General features: G+C 54.3%; 15 protein-coding genes and 1 tRNA gene. 12 read left to right on the forward strand and 4 right to left on the reverse strand.

The features are described from left to right. Positions 1 to 14: 14 nt before the first annotated feature. Positions 15 to 1,250, reverse strand: coding sequence for a tyrosine-type recombinase/integrase (locus TH25_RS01155; protein WP_114086588.1), 1,236 nt, complete (start codon positions 1,248 to 1,250; stop codon positions 15 to 17). Positions 1,251 to 1,375: 125 nt separating this feature from the next. On the opposite strand from TH25_RS01155, the gene TH25_RS01160 reads away from it, so the two are divergent. The 12 genes from TH25_RS01160 (at position 1,376) to ptsN (ending at position 12,088) form a co-directional block, all read left to right on the forward strand. Continuing rightward, positions 1,376 to 1,462: transfer RNA gene (locus TH25_RS01160), tRNA-Leu, on the forward strand. 197 nt (positions 1,463 to 1,659) lie between these two features. Then, positions 1,660 to 2,367 carry a hypothetical protein gene (locus tag TH25_RS01165; RefSeq protein WP_147252963.1) on the forward strand — a complete coding sequence of 236 codons (708 nt, stop codon included), beginning with the start codon at positions 1,660 to 1,662 and terminating at the stop codon, positions 2,365 to 2,367. A gap of 198 nt (positions 2,368 to 2,565) precedes the next feature. Then, a complete protein-coding gene (locus TH25_RS01170) occupies positions 2,566 to 3,489 on the forward strand; it encodes a glycosyltransferase family 2 protein (RefSeq protein WP_114086931.1) in 924 nt (307 codons plus the stop codon). Then, on the forward strand, positions 3,486 to 4,769 hold the full coding sequence (locus tag TH25_RS01175) for an O-antigen ligase family protein (protein WP_258548977.1): 1,284 nt from the start codon (positions 3,486 to 3,488) through the stop codon (positions 4,767 to 4,769). Before TH25_RS01170 ends, TH25_RS01175 begins: the two co-directional genes overlap by 4 nt. Before the next feature lie 136 nt (positions 4,770 to 4,905). After that, positions 4,906 to 5,517: a ribonuclease D gene (locus tag TH25_RS01180; protein ID WP_114086590.1), complete on the forward strand. Its 612-nt coding sequence runs from the start codon at positions 4,906 to 4,908 to the stop codon at positions 5,515 to 5,517. A gap of 121 nt (positions 5,518 to 5,638) precedes the next feature. Next, on the forward strand, positions 5,639 to 6,613 hold the full coding sequence (locus TH25_RS01185; protein ID WP_114086933.1) for a KpsF/GutQ family sugar-phosphate isomerase: 975 nt from the start codon (positions 5,639 to 5,641) through the stop codon (positions 6,611 to 6,613). Between the two features lie 2 nt (positions 6,614 to 6,615). Beyond that, positions 6,616 to 7,335, forward strand: coding sequence for an LPS export ABC transporter periplasmic protein LptC (gene lptC, locus TH25_RS01190; protein ID WP_114086591.1), 720 nt, complete (start codon positions 6,616 to 6,618; stop codon positions 7,333 to 7,335). Further along, positions 7,332 to 8,201, forward strand: a complete 870-nt coding sequence (locus TH25_RS01195; RefSeq protein ID WP_114086592.1) for an LptA/OstA family protein — start codon at positions 7,332 to 7,334, stop codon at positions 8,199 to 8,201. Before lptC ends, TH25_RS01195 begins: the two co-directional genes overlap by 4 nt. 68 nt (positions 8,202 to 8,269) lie before the next feature. Then, positions 8,270 to 9,037 carry an LPS export ABC transporter ATP-binding protein gene (lptB, locus tag TH25_RS01200; protein WP_181847307.1) on the forward strand — a complete coding sequence of 256 codons (768 nt, stop codon included), beginning with the start codon at positions 8,270 to 8,272 and terminating at the stop codon, positions 9,035 to 9,037. A gap of 222 nt (positions 9,038 to 9,259) precedes the next feature. After that, a complete protein-coding gene (gene rpoN / locus TH25_RS01205) occupies positions 9,260 to 10,828 on the forward strand; it encodes an RNA polymerase factor sigma-54 (RefSeq protein ID WP_114086594.1) in 1,569 nt (522 codons plus the stop codon). Positions 10,829 to 10,988: 160 nt separating this feature from the next. Continuing rightward, positions 10,989 to 11,585, forward strand: coding sequence for a ribosome hibernation-promoting factor, HPF/YfiA family (hpf, locus tag TH25_RS01210; RefSeq protein ID WP_073955144.1), 597 nt, complete (start codon positions 10,989 to 10,991; stop codon positions 11,583 to 11,585). A gap of 38 nt (positions 11,586 to 11,623) precedes the next feature. Continuing rightward, positions 11,624 to 12,088, forward strand: coding sequence for a PTS IIA-like nitrogen regulatory protein PtsN (ptsN, locus tag TH25_RS01215; protein ID WP_114086595.1), 465 nt, complete (start codon positions 11,624 to 11,626; stop codon positions 12,086 to 12,088). Between the two features lie 113 nt (positions 12,089 to 12,201). Here the strand turns inward: ptsN and TH25_RS01220 are convergent, their stop codons facing one another. The 3 genes from TH25_RS01220 to TH25_RS01230 form a co-directional block, all read right to left on the reverse strand. Then, a complete protein-coding gene (locus tag TH25_RS01220) occupies positions 12,202 to 13,773 on the reverse strand; it encodes an AmpG family muropeptide MFS transporter (protein ID WP_114086596.1) in 1,572 nt (523 codons plus the stop codon). A 172-nt stretch (positions 13,774 to 13,945) separates the two neighbouring features. Beyond that, complete coding sequence (gene typA, locus TH25_RS01225) at positions 13,946 to 15,766, reverse strand: translational GTPase TypA (protein WP_114086597.1); 1,821 nt, start codon at positions 15,764 to 15,766, stop codon at positions 13,946 to 13,948. Between the two features lie 309 nt (positions 15,767 to 16,075). Then, a complete protein-coding gene (locus TH25_RS01230; protein ID WP_114086598.1) occupies positions 16,076 to 17,071 on the reverse strand; it encodes an adenosine kinase in 996 nt (331 codons plus the stop codon). Positions 17,072 to 18,068 lie beyond the last annotated feature (997 nt).

Raw genomic sequence — 18,068 nt, forward strand, 5'->3', positions numbered from 1 at the left:
AGGTTATCGTCAAGTCAGATAGACGAGATAACTGCTCCAATGAAATCTTGGTTCATCGCCAAATGTTCCACAGCTTTCCGCAAGTTCACGTATGTCCCTTTTGAATAAGTGCCAATTGTAAGGTCGGTCCGTTTGTGCCCTACGAGCAATTTGATGGTCCCAAGCGGGATTTCCTCACCTTCCAAAAGTTCAATGTAGGTTCGGCGCGTTGAATGGATGCCTTGGCGCTGCGTGTTCGGGAGGTTCAAAAGGCGGCGCTTTCTATTGATTTCTTTGTTGATATACCGTGCGCGGTCCCGCTCATTGGACCACTCTTTGTCTTCAAACAAGGGGATGAGATAGTCACCGTTCGTTTCATTAATAAGGCTCTCGATAAGCTGGTCGAACGCTTTCGGTATCGGAACGCTGCGGTGGGCGCTCTTGGTTTTGGTGCCGTGTATGTCGAGCCAGTAACCGTCTTTACGTAGCGATATGTGTTCCCGTCTGGCGTTTGCGATTTCCGAACTGCGGGCACCAGTGATCAACGCCAATGCGATTAGCTGCTTGAAGCCAACAGGTTGCAAACCTGCCAGCAATGCCCGGATATCATCAAATGAGAACGGCAATTCCGATTGGTCCTCCTTTTTGACCTCACCGGTACCGATCTTGACGCGGTCGTTGTAATTGTGATTGCTCCAGATGGTGGATTTATCATCGGCCAAACCGACCGTAAACGCATGGTCCCAGACGCCTCGAAGACCGCCGAGCGCAAGCTTCACGGTTTTCCCGGTGCGACCGTGGTAATTCTCGGTAACGAACTCACGGACAGTCTTTCGGTCAAACTCGTGCATGAAGCTAAGGCTACGAGGCTTGCTCCAGGCCAGAAGGCGACTGATGGCTCGCTCATATTCTTCTTGTGTGCTTTTTGATAGCTGCGGCTTGAGATCGTTCCTCCAAGCTTCGATCACATCCCTTATGCGGATGGCATTAATATCTGGCTTCGGAGGCTGGACTGTTTGTTGAAGATGTTGCTGCGCTTCAGGGTTAGGCTCAATTGGGAAGGGTGCTTGGGTCAATCGCTGTTTCAACTTGGTGACTTCCAAGATGACTTCAACGACTCGCGCAGGGTAGCGATTCGCTGCTTCTTGGCGATCACCTGTTGCGAGTGTTCGATACAATGCAGGGGTCTTTAGGGCGACCCGAAGATCAGCGGGTAACGGATAGAATATTTCCCAGTTGTTCCGACCTTTTCGCTTCACCATACGTACCATTCTGCGTTCCCTTTCGGATAAACGCAGGGTCGGTCATCGGTTTCCCTTGAATGTACTACAAGCTTGTACTACAAGCGGCCCCGTTCCGGCGGACACCGCAGGAACGAATGACCAGAAGCCCCTAAGCCCAGGTGGCGGAATTGGTAGACGCGCTGGCTTCAGGTGCCAGTGGCCGCAAGGTCGTGGAAGTTCGAGTCTTCTCCTGGGCACCATACCCCAGTACATCTTTCGATGTGCTGGGGTATTGTCTTTTCTGGGCCAATTTTCAATTCGTTTTAACGTGAACAGCTTTGATAAGGGAATTCAAATAATACCCTTCATGATAAGCGTGGGAAAAACTGCCATCCGATCTGACTTTAATCTCAAATTCCTGTCTTGATTGAACATTTCTTCTTAGAAAACGCACTGTATGTATTTAAGGTTGCAGGTGATGTTTTCCGGGAGTGATGTTGTGCGCAAGAGCCGGGTTTGGGTCCTTATTTTAGCGATTTGTTCCGTTGCATTGATGGTCTGTGAGGCCACAACCACGTATCAGGGCATGATCCCTTCCAGGCAGTGGCCGCCTGCCGTCGGTTATGGCCTTGCGCCCTGGCTGGTTGGCCTTTTGGTCGCTGTAATCAAAGAGGGTTGGGCCCGCATCAGAAAACAGAACCACCGTTTTGGCCGAAGTTTGCTGTGGGCGACGGGTGTTTTCATGGTCATCATGGCTTTTGCGACAATAATGTCTGCAGTGCCGTCCCGGGATCAGGTGGAAATCCGCAATGATGCCATGTTGTTGATGGGGGCTTCTGCCTGGGTGCCCGGCATCGCGGCATATTGCAATAACTATGTAGAAGCTGCACCGGAAATGATTGAAGAGGCAGCGTCCTGGAGTCGGCGGCATGACAGGGATTTGCGCAAGATTGTCGCTGTGATGGAAGCGACTGGTGGTTTATCCAAAAATGAAAAAAACCAGATTGATCAGATGGCGATGCAGGCTTTGAAAGCTAAGGTCAATTCGCAACAAGATAAAAAAGGCTATTGTAAACAGGTGGAAATGAACCTGCAGCAGGGACTGTTTGATCTGGATAATCGTGCAGATATTGCGTCTGCCTTGAAGCGTATTCGTGATTTTTAGACATTTTAGGATCGTATTGGCCGATAGCAGGTCGCATTGCCCTGCGTTGTAAGCTGAATTGCCTTTGGTGTTCTGTTTTGTGTCTTGCTTTACCGTTTGGGCAAATTGAGAGGTTCTGTGTTCGAGACTTTTGTCTTTGCAGGGGCCCGGTGATACCGCTAGAACGGGTCAGCACGAATTTGGCAAATGGGGGCGCGGGTGCCAGATATCAGTTATGTTCTGCCGGTTTATAACAAGGCGGCTGTTTTGCCGTTTTTCATCCGGTCCCTGCGCCAACAAACGGGCGATTTTTCCGCGGAATATATTTTTGTTGATGATGCGTCGTCTGATGACTCGCTCTCTGTTTTGCGTGCCGAAACGGCCGGGCTTGCCAATGTGCAGATCCTGGAAAATAGCGAAAATAAAGGCCCGGCCATTCGCCTGAATCAGGGCGCGCAGGCCGCGTGCGGCGATTTTCTGGTGCTGTTTGATTGCGATGAAGTGATCGCGCCCAATGCCGTTATCACCCTGTTGGGGCTGGCGCGTCGCCACGGGGCGGATATGGTGCATGGCAAATGGCAAAAAACCGGCGATGCGATTGCCGATATTCACGCCCGCGAAATTCCGGCTGATATTGCGACACAGGTGTATGAAGATCCGTTGAAGCGCGCCTTGGGAAAGGGCCTTGTGCGCATGACCTGGCTTGTTGACCGCAACCTGTTTGCCAAGGCAGGGGGATGTGATGAGAGTGTTTTTATTCAGGATGAATCGCTGCCTTTGCGCCTGGCCGCACAGGCCCGCTGCCTGCTTGATACAGCTGCCGTGGTGACATGGGTGCCCGATGAAGGCAGCCATTTGTCGGATAACAAGATTCAGCAGCATCACGACCGCTTCATGACTTTTTATCACTTTTTACGGCAGTATCCGCAGCTTGACCCGGCCTATCGCCAGAAGCTGGGGCAAAAATGTATTTCTGCCGCCCGCAAGGCTTTGCGCGATGGTCATGCCATGCCGGGGCTTAAACTGCAATGTGCCTATTTTGCCGCCAAGCTGGGCCTGTATCAGGCCGATGGCACATTTCTTGATGAACTTTATAACGCATTCAAAATGATTTCTGCGGTCCGGAGGCCGAATTCACAGTGACGACATTATTTGCAGCATTGCCTTATAGCGAAAAAATTGAAAATCGCTTGCGGGGCAGTGCCCTGGTGTTTTTGTGCCTGATCCCGGTTCTGTTGTTATTTGCCCGGGGTCCCGCAGATGTCGCGCTGTCGCTGGTTGGTATTCTGTTTCTGGTGCGCAGTGCGCTGCGGCGTGACTGGGCCTGGGCGCGCGAGGCCGATATTCTGGCGCTGTTGGTTGCTTTGCTGATGCTGGTGGCAGTTGCGGCGCCATTTGGCGAGTATCCGGGCAAAAATTTCACCCGCGGGCTGATCTGGGTGCGCTTTGTGGTGTTTTATGCCGCCGCAACACGCTGGTTGATCACGGATCGAAAAGTCGTGCATATCCTGTGCTGGGTGGTGTCGGCCACTTTGCTGCTGGCGGCACTGGATGCGCTTTTTCAGTTCGTAACGGGATATTCGCTGCTGGGCGGGCAGAAAATGGCGAGTTTCGCGGGGCGCCTGACCGGCCCGCTGGATCGGCCCAATATCGGCATTTATGTGTCGAAGCTGGCCTTTTCCGTGATGGCGCTGGCCTTTGTTGCCCGTCAGGGTTTCGGGGATAAGAAGGCATTTGTTTTTAGCGCGATGGTCATGCTGCCGGTTTTGGCCGTGATCTTTTTAAGCGGAGAACGCACGGCCAGCGTGTTGACCCTTGCCGGGATTGTGGCGGTCGTAATCGGGCTGTTTTTTGTCGGCGGGCGCGCCCGATTGATTTCCATTGGACTTGGCATTGCCGGGGCTGCTGGAATTGGGGCTTTGCTGACATTCAGCAGCCGTATTGCCGGACGGTTGGCCGATCTGGAGCATGTCGTATCGGATTATGCCGCCTCGATTTACGGGCAACTGGCCCTGATGGGCTGGCGCTTTTTTACCGAGCATCCCCTGACCGGGATTGGCATGGGCAGTTTTGAAAAAGTGTGCAAGGCAGAAATGCCGCCGGAATCATTGGAATTTGGCTGTTATCCACATCCGCATAATATTTATATGGAATGGCTTTCAAGCGGCGGCCTTGCCGGAACACTACCCTGGCTTGTTTTTATTGTGCTGGTGGTTTGGGCCGGATTGCGCATGATCCGGTTTGGCGAACAGCAGACCGTGCTGGTGGCGCTGTATTTGGCGACGCTGAATGTGTCGCTGTTTCCCTTTGCCGCGACCCAAAGCGCCTTTTCCAACTGGCCGGCCATTCTGGCCTGGATGTCGATTTCCTGTGCCGTGGCCGCGTTACGCGTTTTCAAGGATTCCAGGGCCCTTGCCCGTTAGGCAAGGGCAGGCGGGCCTGTCATGCCGGAATAAGCCGGAATCGTCGATTTAATGGGGGCAAAAAGGCGTCTTTTGCATCGCGGGCGCGGCTTTGCTGTGTTAAGACAAGGCCAAACTTTCTGACCGGAGACGCGCGATGACAAATTACCTCCATCACGGCGATCTGCCCGACGGGCTGGATCTTGGCAAAATTGTTGCAATTGACAGTGAAACGATGGGCCTGAACCCGCATCGGGACCGTTTGTGTGTTGTGCAGCTTTCTGCCGGTGATGGTGATGCCCATCTGGTCAAGTTTGACGGCGCGGATTATAGCGCACCCAACCTGAAAAAAATGCTGGCCAACCCGGATGTCCTGAAGCTGTTTCATTTTGGCCGTTTTGATATTGCGGTGATGGATGCTTATCTTGGTGTGCGCTGTGCGCCGGTTTATTGCACCAAAATCGCCTCCAAACTGGTGCGAACCTATACCGACCGGCATGGCCTGAAAGATCTGGTGCGTGAATTGGTGGGTGTCGAAATCTCCAAGCAGCAGCAAAGCTCCGACTGGGGGGCGGCGGAATTGTCCTCTGAACAGATTGCCTATGCTGCAAGCGATGTTCTGTATTTGCACAAGATGAAAGAAGAGCTTGATCGCCGCCTGGAGCGTGAAGGTCGCATGGAAATTGCGAAGGCCTGTTTTGATTTCCTGCCAACCCGTGCCAGCCTTGACCTTGCGGGATGGGCAGAAACAGACATCTTTGCTCATTAGAACGTCCTGATCGCGCCTGTGTTGTCAGGAACCCGGTTCTTGCCACATTTTTGCGCCAGAGACCCCGGCTGTTCGCGTATAACAGCCGGACTGCATCCGACGGATGACCAAGAAGAACGCCATGACAGTTAGCGAAACGGACCAAAAAGACATTGCTGTAGCCCGCAAGGTGCTGGACATCGAAGCGGCCGCCCTGAAGGAACTGGCACAATCGCTGAATGGCGATTTTTGTCGTGCGCTTTCCCTGATCGAGGGCCTCAAGGGGCGGCTGGTTGTGACCGGGATGGGCAAAAGTGGTCATATTGCCAAAAAAGTTGCGGCAACCTTTGCATCGACTGGCACACCGTCGTTTTTTGTTCATCCGGCCGAAGCCAGCCACGGCGATTTGGGCATGATCGGCCAGGATGACGCGGTGCTGGCCCTGTCCAATTCGGGCGAAACCCCCGAACTTTCCGATATTATTGCCTATACGCGGCGTTTTCATATTCCGCTGATCGGCATGACCCGCCGGGCTGAAAGTTCGCTGGGGTCGCAATGTGATTATCCGCTGGTTCTGCCCAACAGTGCCGAAGCCTGCCCCAACCGCCAGGCGCCAACCACGTCCACCACGGCCATGCTGGCGCTGGGCGATGCGCTGGCCGTTGCCCTGATGGAGCGGCGCGGCTTTAGCGCCGATGATTTCCGCACCTTCCACCCTGGTGGCAAGCTGGGGCAGCGGTTGTTGCATGTGCGCGAAGTCATGCACGGGGCGGATCAATTGCCGCTTGTTTCCGAGGCGGCACGCATGTCCGATGCGCTGATGGAAATGACGGGCAAATCTTTTGGCTGTGTCGGTGTAACCGATGATACAGCCAGGCTGGTCGGCATTGTGACGGATGGTGATTTGCGCCGTCATATGGGCGATGACCTGGTCTCAAGGCCTGTTGGAAATGTCATGACCCGCAATCCCAAAACCATCACGCCGGAGCTTTTGGCCGTCGAGGCGCTGGCGATTATGAATGATCGCAGCATCACGTCGCTGTTTGTGGTTGATGGCCAGGGGCTGCCCTGTGGCCTTGTGCATATCCATGACCTGCTGCGTCTGGGGGTTGCCTGAGCATGAGCGCGGATAAAGCCGATACCCCGTCATCACAAGCGCCCAGGACGCCCGGGCCGCGCGCGCGGGACCGGTTGTCCGAAACGCGGCGTGATGTAAAGATCAATCCGTTTCGGCGCAGCATCGTTTTGATGTTAAAACTGATGCTGCCGATGATTGCGGCGGGGTTGCTGGCACTGGTGGTCTTGTGGCCGCAGATCGAACAGATGCAGGAAAGCGGGTTTCATCTTGGTTTTTCCAGCTCACCTGACGATCTGATGGAAAATGTCGCCATGAGCAATCCGCGCTTTTTTGGGGTGGATAGCAAACGCCAGCCTTTCACGGTGACGGCAACCGAAGCCATCGAGCAGCGCAAGGATGGCGAAGGGGCGATGGAACATGTGATGCTTGAGCAACCACAGGCCGATATGACCATGAATGATGGCAGTTGGGTTGCCCTGACGGCGAACAAGGGGTTTTATACGGAAAGCAAAAACAGGCTTGATCTGAATGGTGCGGTGAACATGTATCACGACAAGGGGTTCGAGATTCATACCAACAGTGCCGAGATCAAACTGAAAGACGGCAATGCCAGCGGGACGGACCCGGTTGACGGGCAGGGGCCGTTTGGCACGATTAAATCGGATTCAGGGTTTGAGCTGGAAAATAAGGGGTCGGTTATTCATTTTCTGGGCAAATCCAAACTCAAGGTATTTGAAAAGGCATTGAAAGGGAAATCATGATCAGAACGCCGCGTGGGGGTGGATTGTTATTTGCGGCGACGCTTGTGATGGGGCTTGCCTGCTTTCCGGTGATGCACGGCGCATCGGCCGCATCGCTGGGCCTGACCCAGCAGGGGGCAGGCGGGCTGGATGTGGAATCGGATAACGGCATTGAATGGCGCCGCAACGACAATGTGTTGATTGCGCGCGGCAATGCCTTTGCCCGGCGGGGCGAGTCCGAGGTGCATGCCGATGAATTGCGTGCCTTTTATCGTGAAACCAATGGTCAGACCGAAATTTACCGGATCGAGGCGCATGGTCATGTAAAATTATCGACAAATACCGATACAGCCACCGGGGATCTGGCAATTTACGATATTGACCAGGCCGTGGTCGTTTTGACCGGCAAGAATTTGAAATACACCACACCCACCGAAACCCTGACCGCAAAGGACAGCCTGGAATATTGGGAAGCCAAGCGTATGGCGGTGGCGCGTGGGGATGCGGTGGCAATTTCGCAGGGCCGCAAACTCAAGGCCGATGTTCTGACAGCGCGTTTTACCGCCTCGCCAAAAGGTGAAAACCAGTTGGAACGTATTGACGGTTATGGTCATGTCACCATTGAAACCCCGACGGATTATGTTGTTGGTGATCAAGGGGTTTATGACGCGAAAACGGGTATCGCCACGCTGACCGGATCGGTTAAGATCACGCGCGGTCAAAACCAGTTGAATGGCGACCGGGCGGTGGTTGATCTGAAAACCGGCATCAGCCGTCTGATGGCAGATAACAAGGGTGATGGCAAATCGCGGGTGCGTGGTCTGCTGGTCCCTGACAGTGAAAAGAAACCCAAAACCGGTGGCACTGCTGCTGGCAAAACAAACTGACAAAGGGTCGGATCGTGTTCTGGTCTCGAAAAAGCACAAAAAATAACGGTGCGGGCGCACCATTTGTCATGGCGGACACCAACATTGCCGGGGGTCCGCGACTGGTAAGTGCGAATAAGGGGCTGGTGGCACATAATCTGGGCAAAAGCTTTAAAAAGCGCCCGGTTTTAAAGGATGTTTCAATTTCGGTTCAGCGGGGCGAGGCGGTTGGTTTGCTGGGCCCCAATGGTGCGGGTAAGACCACCAGTTTTTACATCATTACCGGGCTGATTTCGCCGGATCGCGGCACAATCTCGCTGGATGGCAGCGACATCACCATGATGCCGATGTATCAGCGTGCCCGCATGGGTATTGGTTATTTGCCGCAGGAAGCCTCGATTTTTCGCGGCATGACGGTGGAACAGAACATTATGGCCGTGCTTGAAGTGGTTGAAGGCGACCGTATCAAGCGCGAACAGAATCTTGAAGACCTTTTGGCGGAATTTGCCATTGAACATTTACGCCGCACCCCGGCCCTGGCGCTGTCGGGCGGGGAGCGTCGGCGTTGTGAAATTGCCCGTGCGCTGGCAGCCCACCCCAATTTTGTGTTGCTCGACGAACCTCTGGCCGGGATTGACCCGATTGCCGTGGGCGATATTCGCGATCTGGTGCGTCACCTCAAGGATCGGGGGATCGGGGTTTTGATTACCGATCATAATGTGCGCGAGACCCTTGATATTATTGACCGGGCTTACATTTTGCATGATGGTCGGGTATTGATGGAAGGTGGCCCGGACGAGATTGTGCGCAATGTGGATGTTCGCCGCGTCTATCTGGGTGACAGGTTCAGCCTTTAGGACAAGATGGTTCATATTTGGCTGTTCGTATCTTTTTCAGACTGATAACAATTGATTGAACGGCTGCCCGTGGGTCTGAAAACGGCGTTTCACGGCAGGTTTGTTTTGTCATCAGGCTTTGCCCGTCGGATATCGCATCGTAAAAAGAAATGCGGATCGATGGAAAAGTGAAACGAGGCAGGAAAATGGGGGAAAGCGGATTGATAAGGGGTAGGTACTGATATGGCCCTGAAGGCAAGGCTTGATCTTCGTCAGTCTCAGTCTCTTGTCATGACGCCGCAATTGCAGCAGGCGATTAAGCTGTTGCAATTTAACAATATCGAGCTTTCCAACTTCATTGACAGCGAGCTTCTCGAAAATCCGCTTCTGGAACGGGCGGAGCCGGGCCAAACCTTTGCCGAAAGCGGTGATGATGCCGTGGGCAATGGGGAGCAGGGCCTGGATGCCCGCGCGATTGACGATTTCCGGGACCGCGAGGATTTGCGCGGAACCGACCGCCTGGCCGGCAGCGACAGCATGGGCTCTGATACCAGCAGTCCGCTCGATTGCGCCACAGACGCCCTTTATGACGGCGAAGGCGAAATTACCCCGGATGGTGCACCGGTGGGGGCGGGACATGATTATTCGCTGCCTTATAATGGCGGTGGCATGGGCGGAGCGGATGGCGATGATTTGCCCGGGCTGGAGCAAACCCTCGCCGATAGCCAAACCCTGCGCCAGCGCCTCGATGACCAGCTTAATCTGGCTTTTTCCGCGCCGGTCATGCGTATGATCGGCAGCTATCTGATCGATATGCTTGATGAGAATGGCTATGTCAGCGGGGATTTGGCTGAAGTTTCCGATGCCCTTGGTTGTGATCTCGCCGATGTTGAGGCGGTTTTGCGCCAGATGCAGGGATTCGAGCCGGTTGGCATTTTTGCCCGCAACCTGGCGGAGTGTCTGGAACTGCAATTGCGTGACCGGAACCGGTATGATCCGGCAATGGCCGCACTGGTGAGCAACCTTGAATTGTTGGCACGGCGCGAATTTGACCGCCTGCGCCGCATTTGCGGCGTTGATGGTGATGACCTTGCCGACATGATTGCCGAGATTCGCACGCTTGATCCGCGTCCGGGGCGCACCAGTGACGGCGAACCGGCAACGCCGGTTATTCCCGATGTTTTGGTGCGGGCCGGATCGGAGGGAAGCTGGATGATTGAACTCAACAGCGATGCCCTGCCGCGTGTGCTGGTCAATGAGGAATATGTTGCAACGATCAGCAGCGGGATTCGCGACCGCGAAGAAAAGACCTTTATCAATGAGCGTTTGCAAACCGCAAACTGGCTGGTCAAGGCGCTGCATCAGCGTGCCACCACGATTCTCAAGGTCGCAACCGAGATTATTCGCCAGCAGGACGGATTCTTTACATACGGGGTTTCGCATCTGCGTCCGCTTATTTTGCGCGACATTGCCGAAGCCATCAGCATGCACGAAAGTACGGTGTCGCGCGTGACCAACGGCAAATTCATGGCGACCCCGCGCGGCATATTCGAGCTGAAATACTTCTTTACCACGGCAATTTCATCGGCGGATGGCGGGGATTCCTATTCGTCGGAATCAGTACGTCACCGGATTAAGTCATTGATTGATGCGGAAAATCCGAAAAAGATTCTTTCGGATGACAAACTTGTCGAGCTTCTGCAAAAGGAAGGGATCGACATTGCCCGTAGAACAGTGGCAAAATACCGGGAGGCAATGCGGATTCCGTCGTCCGTCCAAAGGCGGCGCGAGAAAAAAGCACAGGCCAGATAGGTCATGATGCTCGAAAACAATGCCTAAGGTGTTGAAACATATTGGTTAACACCCAAATGTTGACTTGGCATTGGCGACGGAATATGGTGCCGCCACCTGATTGAGGGGCACCATCGTTCGCAGATGTACTGGAAGTCACTCAACTGGGGATAGGCGATCCATGCAGATTACAGTTATTGGCAAGCAACTTGACGTTGGCAACGCTTTGCGTGAACACGTCGTCGAGACCTTGGACCTTGCGGTAGAGAAATATTTCGATCATGCTATCGAAGCCACGGTAACAATTACCAAACAGGCGCATCTTTATCACACACAGATATCGGTCCATGTCGGCAAAGGCATGCTGGTTCAGGCAAAAGCATCCGCAGACGAGGTTTATCCGGCCTTCGATGCTGCTTGCGATAAGGTGGCGAAACGGTTGCGCCGGTATAAACGGCGCCTGCGTGATCACCACACCAACCGTGATCAGTATGAGAATGCCTTGCTGGATGCGCGCCATTATGTGATTCAGCAGGAAGACGAAGATCATTCTGACGACGAACAGGACAAGGGTTTTGACCCGCTGATCGTGGCAGAAACACCTGATCGCATTGATACGCTCTCGGTAGGGGAAGCGGTCATGCGTCTCGATTTGGGGGATATTCCGGCCCTTATGTTCCGGAATGGCAAACATGGCGGATTGAACGTCGTGTATCGTCGGGCCGATGGTAATATCGGCTGGCTTGACCCGGCTGATGAAAAAGCCGGTGCAGCCTGACGGGCGCGACCTCTGGTCCAAACAACGCAACGCGAAAGATGGACATTTCAACAATTCTCTCCCCGACAGGGGTCATTCCGGCATTGCGTTCCGGCGCCAAGAAGGCTGTTCTCGAGGAACTCGCAGAAAAAGCCGCCGAGGTTACGGGACGTGATGCAGGGCAGATATTCTCTGTTTTGCTGGATCGCGAAAAGCTGGGCAGCACCGGTGTCGGTGGTGGTGTGGCTATTCCGCATGGCAAATTGGGCGATCTGGACCGGCTTTATATGGTGTTTGCCCGGGCACAGAACCCGATCGAATTTGATGCTGTTGATGAACAGCCCGTCGATCTGTTCTGCATGCTTGTCGCACCGGAAGAAGCCGGTGCCGACCATTTGAAAGCTTTGGCACGTATCTCGCGGTTGCTGCGCAATCAGGGCATGTGTGAAAAGCTGCGCGGGGCTGCATCGGCTGATGCAATCTATGCGTTGTTAACCCAGGACGAAGCCGAACAGGCGGCCTGACAGATCTGACATTCCGGCCTGTGCCGGATGACAAAACCCCGCCTGACCTGGATCAGGCGGGGTTTTTATGTGGAAATCGGGTTGTTCTGGGTTTGACGCTGGTTTTGACGGGGTCAGCCGTTTTTGGCATGCCCTGCTTGTGCCTTTGGGTGTTCAACATCGGTCAGGCGCCCGGCCAGCACCACCAGCAGCAAAACCGGCAGGCCCAATATTGCCGTGCCGATAAAGAACGCCTGATAGCCGACCGCATCCACCACCGTTCCGGAAAACCCGGCAATCACCTTGGGAAACAGGGTCATGATCGAACTGAAAATGGCATATTGCATGGCGGTGAATGAAATATTGGTCAGGCCGGACAGATAGGCGATAAAGGCCGCGGTGGCGAGACCGCCAGAAAGGTTATCGGCCATGATGACGGCGGCAAACATCACGGTATTGGCCGGGATTTGCGCCATAATGGCAAACAGGATATTGGTAATGGCCGAAAGCAGCGCACCCAAAAACAGGACGCGGATGACGCCATAGCGAACCGAGAGCACACCGCCCAGAAAACTGCCCGCAATGGTCATGAACAGGCCAAAGGTTTTGGAAACGGCGGCGATTTCTTCCTTGGTAAAGCCGATATCGGTGTAAAACACATTTGCCATCACACCCATGACAATATCGGCAATGCGGTAAAAGCCGATCAGGGCGAGAACCACGATGGCGACTTTGCCGTAACGATCAACAAAGTCCTTTACCGGCGCGATATAGGTTTCACGCACCATTTCACGCGGTGTAATGCCGATCAGGGTGGTCAGCCAGGCAACAAATACCGCCAGCAGCACCGCGATGGCAAGTTGTAGACTGCCGGTGACAAAGCCAGCCAGTTCCGGGGTCATGCCCGAGGCCGTTAACCTGGTGCCCAGCGGTGATACCGCGCTGCCCGCCCAGACATTGGCAGCAATGAATGTTATAACGGTCAGGGCAAACATTGCCAGAAAACGGATATAATCGCTGGTCTGGTGAAAATATTTGCTGTCTTTGCGCGGCACATCAGGTTCGCTGATAAGCAGGGTGGTTAAGACCCCCACACACATTGCCAGCGCCATACAGCCATAGGCGACCCGCCAGGCAAGGGGCATGTAGGGGCCTTCGCCCTCTATCACACCGGCAATGGTGAGTGCCCCGGCCCCGGCGACGATCATGCCAATGCGATAACCGGCAATATAGGCCGAACTCATCATGGCCTGCAAATCGGTATCGACCGCCTCGATGCGATAGGCATCAATGACGATATCCTGTGTCGCGGCCGAAAACCCCAGGGCAACGACGGCAAAGGCCATCATGGTCAGGTGCTGGGCCGGGTCGGTCAGGCCCATCCACAGAATGGAAAGGATAATCGCCGTTTGCGCGACAATCAGCCAGCTTCTGCGCCGCCCCAATGCCGCGTACAGGCCCGGCAGGGGCAGGCGGTCAATCAGCGGCGCCCAGACGAACTTGAACGAATATCCCAGGGCGGCCCAACTGAAATAGGTTACGGTCGACCGTTCCACCCCGGCCTCGCGCAGCCAGATCGACAGGGTCGAGAAAATCAGCAAAATGGGAATGCCTGCCGAAAAGCCCAAAAACAGCATGGTAATCACCCGGCCATTGGTCAGGGCCCAAAAGGCCTCGCCCCAGCTGCGTTTGGTATGACTCTTCATTCTTCCCCCTGCATATCCGCCGGTTGCCTGCGATCGGCGACCTTATGGCGTTATCGGTTAAAGAATGCACAAAAGGATCGGCAATTTCAGCCAAAAACAGGGCGGCAACACAAAAGGGCCCGTCATGTGACAGGCCCTTTCGCTTGATTGGGGTGGTAAAAACGCGAATCGATTATGCGTTTTCAGATTCTTTCTTGCGGCTTTCGCGTTTGCGCACGTTCGGATCAAGGTGCAGCTTGCGAATGCGGATGCTTTTCGGCGTGACTTCAACCAGCTCGTCATCCTGGATGTAAGACAGGGCTTCTTCCAGGCTCATGCGGCGCGGCGGGGTCAGCAGGATGGCATCATCCTTGCCCGAAGCCCGCACGTTGGTTAGCTTTTTGCCCTTCAGGATGTTCACTTCCAGGTCGTTGTCACGGTTATGTTCACCAATGACCATGCCCTGATAGACACGCTCGCCCGGTTCGATAAACATGATCCCGCGATCTTCCAGACCCCAGATGGCATAGGCAACGGCTTCGCCCTGATCATTCGAGATCAGCGCACCGTTACGACGGCCAGCAATGCTGCCCTTCACCGGACCATAGGAATGGAATACGCGGTTCATCACACCGGTACCACGGGTATCGGTCAGGAATTCACCATGATAACCGATCAGGCCACGCGACGGGGCAACGAACAGAATACGGGTCTTGCCGCCGCCCGAAGACCGCATGTCGGTCATTTCGGCTTTGCGCAGGCTCATCTTTTCAACGACGGCACCGGCAAATTCCTCGTCCACGTCAACCTGGACTTCTTCAAACGGTTCGGACAGAACGCCGTCAATTTCCTTGAATAGCACGCGCGGACGCGAGATCGACAGTTCAAAGCCTTCGCGACGCATGGTTTCCACCAGAACGCCCAACTGCAATTCGCCACGACCGGCCACCTCGAAGGCGTCCTTGTCTTCGGTTTCGGCAATTTTGATGGCGATATTGCCTTCGGCTTCGCGTTCCAGACGCGCACGGATCATGCGCGAGGTTACTTTGTCGCCTTCCTGGCCTGCCAGCGGCGAGTTGTTGACCGAGAAGGTCATTGCCAGCGTGGGCGGATCAATCGGCTGGCTTTCAATCGCGACTTTGACTTCGGCCGCACAAATGGTGTCGGCCACGGTGGCGTCGGTCAGACCGGCAATGGCGATGATGTCGCCCGCTTCGGCTTCTTCCTGCGGGACACGTTCCAGCCCCCGGAAGCCCATCAGCTTGGACAGGCGACCGGTTTCAACGGTGCCATCGCCACGCAGAACCTTGACCGGCATGTTCAGTTTGGCGCGGCCCTGTGCGATACGGCCGGTCAGAATACGGCCCAGGAAGTTATCGGCATGCAGCATAGTGGCGATCATGGCGAATGGCGCGTCAAGTTCTGCCTTCGGGGCCGGAACATAGTTGAGAACCAGATCCATCAGCGGGGTCAGGTTTTCTTTCGGACCTTCGGGGTTTTCTGCCGCCCAGCCATCACGGCCCGATGCGTAAAGAACCGGGAAATCAAGCTGTTCTTCGTTGGCTTCGAGCGATACGAACAGATCGAAAATTTCATCAAGCACTTCTTCAGCGCGCTGGTCAGGACGGTCGATTTTGTTGATCACGACAATCGGCTTCAGGCCCAGCTTCAGGGCCTTACCCAGCACGAATTTGGTCTGCGGCATCGGCCCTTCAGCCGAGTCGACCAGCAGAACAACGCCATCCACCATCGAGAGGATACGTTCGACTTCGCCGCCGAAATCGGCGTGGCCCGGGGTATCGACGATATTGATGCGGGTTTCTCCCCACTGGATGGCGGTCGGCTTTGCCATAATGGTAATGCCGCGTTCCCGTTCCAGGTCATTGCTGTCCATGGCGCGTTCGTCAACGCGCTGGTTGTCACGGTAAACGCCGGACTGACGGAACATGGAGTCAACCAGGGTTGTTTTACCGTGGTCAACGTGGGCGATAATGGCGATATTGCGCAAGTTCATGGGCGCGGACTCCGTATAACATGCCGCGCGCCGGTCGTGCCGCCGCATCGGTCAGAAACAAGATTGGTCGATATATAATATGGTGAAGGCAGGGTGCTGCTCGCGCGGTGGCGGCGCATAACCTGCCTTGCAAATGCCAGAGTGCTTGATTTTTTAAAAATACAACACAGACGCCGGGTACATGCGCTATTGGCCGCAGATTGTCAATGCCTGGTAGCGTTGAAATGGCAGCCATGCGTCCGGCAATGGCGTATTTCTGCGGGACAGCCCCATTGTTGCTGTCCCGTGAAATTTTGCCATCGTTATGGCTCAGGCCGGAATGGCATCCTTGCAAAGCTCTTTCAAGTCGGCATCCGGGCGGGCCCCCATATGCGAAATGATTTCGGCCGCACAGATTGACCCCAGCCGTCCGCAGGTTGCCAGATCATAATTCTGAGTATAGCCAAACAGGAAACCCGACGCAAACAGGTCGCCTGCACCCGTGGTATCAACCACCCGGTTCACGGGTTCGGCGGCAATTTCAATGACATTGTCACCCGAAACAATCACCGATCCCTTTTCGCTACGCGTCAGGGCGGCGACCTTGCAATGGCGGCGCACCTCGCTTAGGGCTTCGTCAAATGTTTCTACCTCGTAAAGCGATTTGATTTCGTCTTCATTGGCAAACAGAATATCGACATGGTTATGCACCAGGTCGCGGAAGGACTCCCGGTGACGATCCACACAGAAGGAATCCGAAAGCGTGATCGAAACCTGGCGACCGGCTTCATGGGCGATCTTTGCAGCCAGGACAAAGGCTTCCTTGGCTTCATCGCGGTCCCACAAATAGCCTTCCATATATGTCACCTTCGCTGATTTGATCAGTTCGGCATCAATATCATTCGGGCCCAGTTCGGTACAGGCGCCCAAAAAGGTATTCATGGTGCGGTGCCCGTCAGGGGTGACGAAAATCAGGCAGCGTGCGGTCGATGTGCCTTCGCTGGCTGCTTTTGTATCAAAGCTGACCCCCATTGCCCGAATGTCGTGGCGAAATACTTCGCCAAGCTGGTCATCGCGAACCTTACCAATATAGGCCCCTTTGCCACCCAAAGCCGCGATCCCGGCCATTGTATTGCCAGCGGAACCGCCCGACATCTCGATGCCAGGCCCCATTTCCCCATAAAGCGCGTCGGCGCGATCGGCATCAATCAGGGTCATTGAATTTTTGACCAGTTCCAGACGGGCAAGGTCTTCTTCGCTGCAATGGGTCAAAACGTCAACAATGGCATTGCCGATGCCAACGACATCTACGGTGGGTTCGCTCATGTAAAATTCCTGCTGGTTGGGGATGGGCCGACATAAACGCCGGGCAATTTTGGCGGCAGTATAATCGTTCAGGTCTGCCACGCAAGTTTTGCGACCGGTGCCAGCGCGGGCGTATTGCCAATCGCAAGGGCACGTGCCTGCATATGCAGTTTTTTAACAGCATCGAAGGCAAAAATAATTTCGGTTCAGATGCCCGTCCGGGATGTTTCTGTCCTCCGACACTGCCGTGCTGGAGGGATAAAATGATGCGTGAAAAATCGGCTGTTCTTCCCGTTCGAGGCGGCGGAAATGCTCGATTTTTGCCAGGGTATTCCAAATTGGCATGGGAGGATCAAACCGGGTAACGCGCGGCAAAAATACGGCAATTAATAGGGGAATAAGCATCTTTCAGAGTTTTTGATGGGCAAAAAGAGCGGTGATTTTACCAATTCTGGCCTATTTACAACTCATGCAAACCGGTTTGTATGTGATTAGATGGTTTTGTTTAATTTAATAAAACATCAATATAGAATCTATCAATTAACTCTATATGGGTGTATCGGCGGTATAAAGGCGATTAATCCACATATTGGCGTGGTTTTGCGCCAAATTGGAAGGTTGGATGCGTCGACCGGTTTTGTCGAAGCATCGTTGGGAAATATGCGGCGAATATGCTTTGGGAGATGGCCGATTTTTTGCGCCATATTGTTTCGATTCAGATATGAAATCGCAGTCGCCGCTTGTGGGCAGACCACATTAAGCGGGCATCATTCTGGCAGCTAGCAGAGGTGGAGAGGGCGTAAAAACATTGGGGGAGGATTATGGAATACCGGCCAGATCACACGTGTTGGCAGTTGTTTTTTAACTTCTGCGAGGTGGAGCGGTTATCAGGATCCAGCGGCACGTTATAACGGATTTCTGTCTGATCGTGCTGCCATGCCCCGCGGCGAAGGGTCGTTTTTCGGCACCAGAAACAGGGATATATTTTTATACACCGCCCTTATGAATCTATGAGTGG

Origin of the sequence: Thalassospira profundimaris, from assembly GCF_003326755.1 — a bacterium.
GTDB lineage: Bacteria > Pseudomonadota > Alphaproteobacteria > Rhodospirillales > Thalassospiraceae > Thalassospira > Thalassospira profundimaris_B.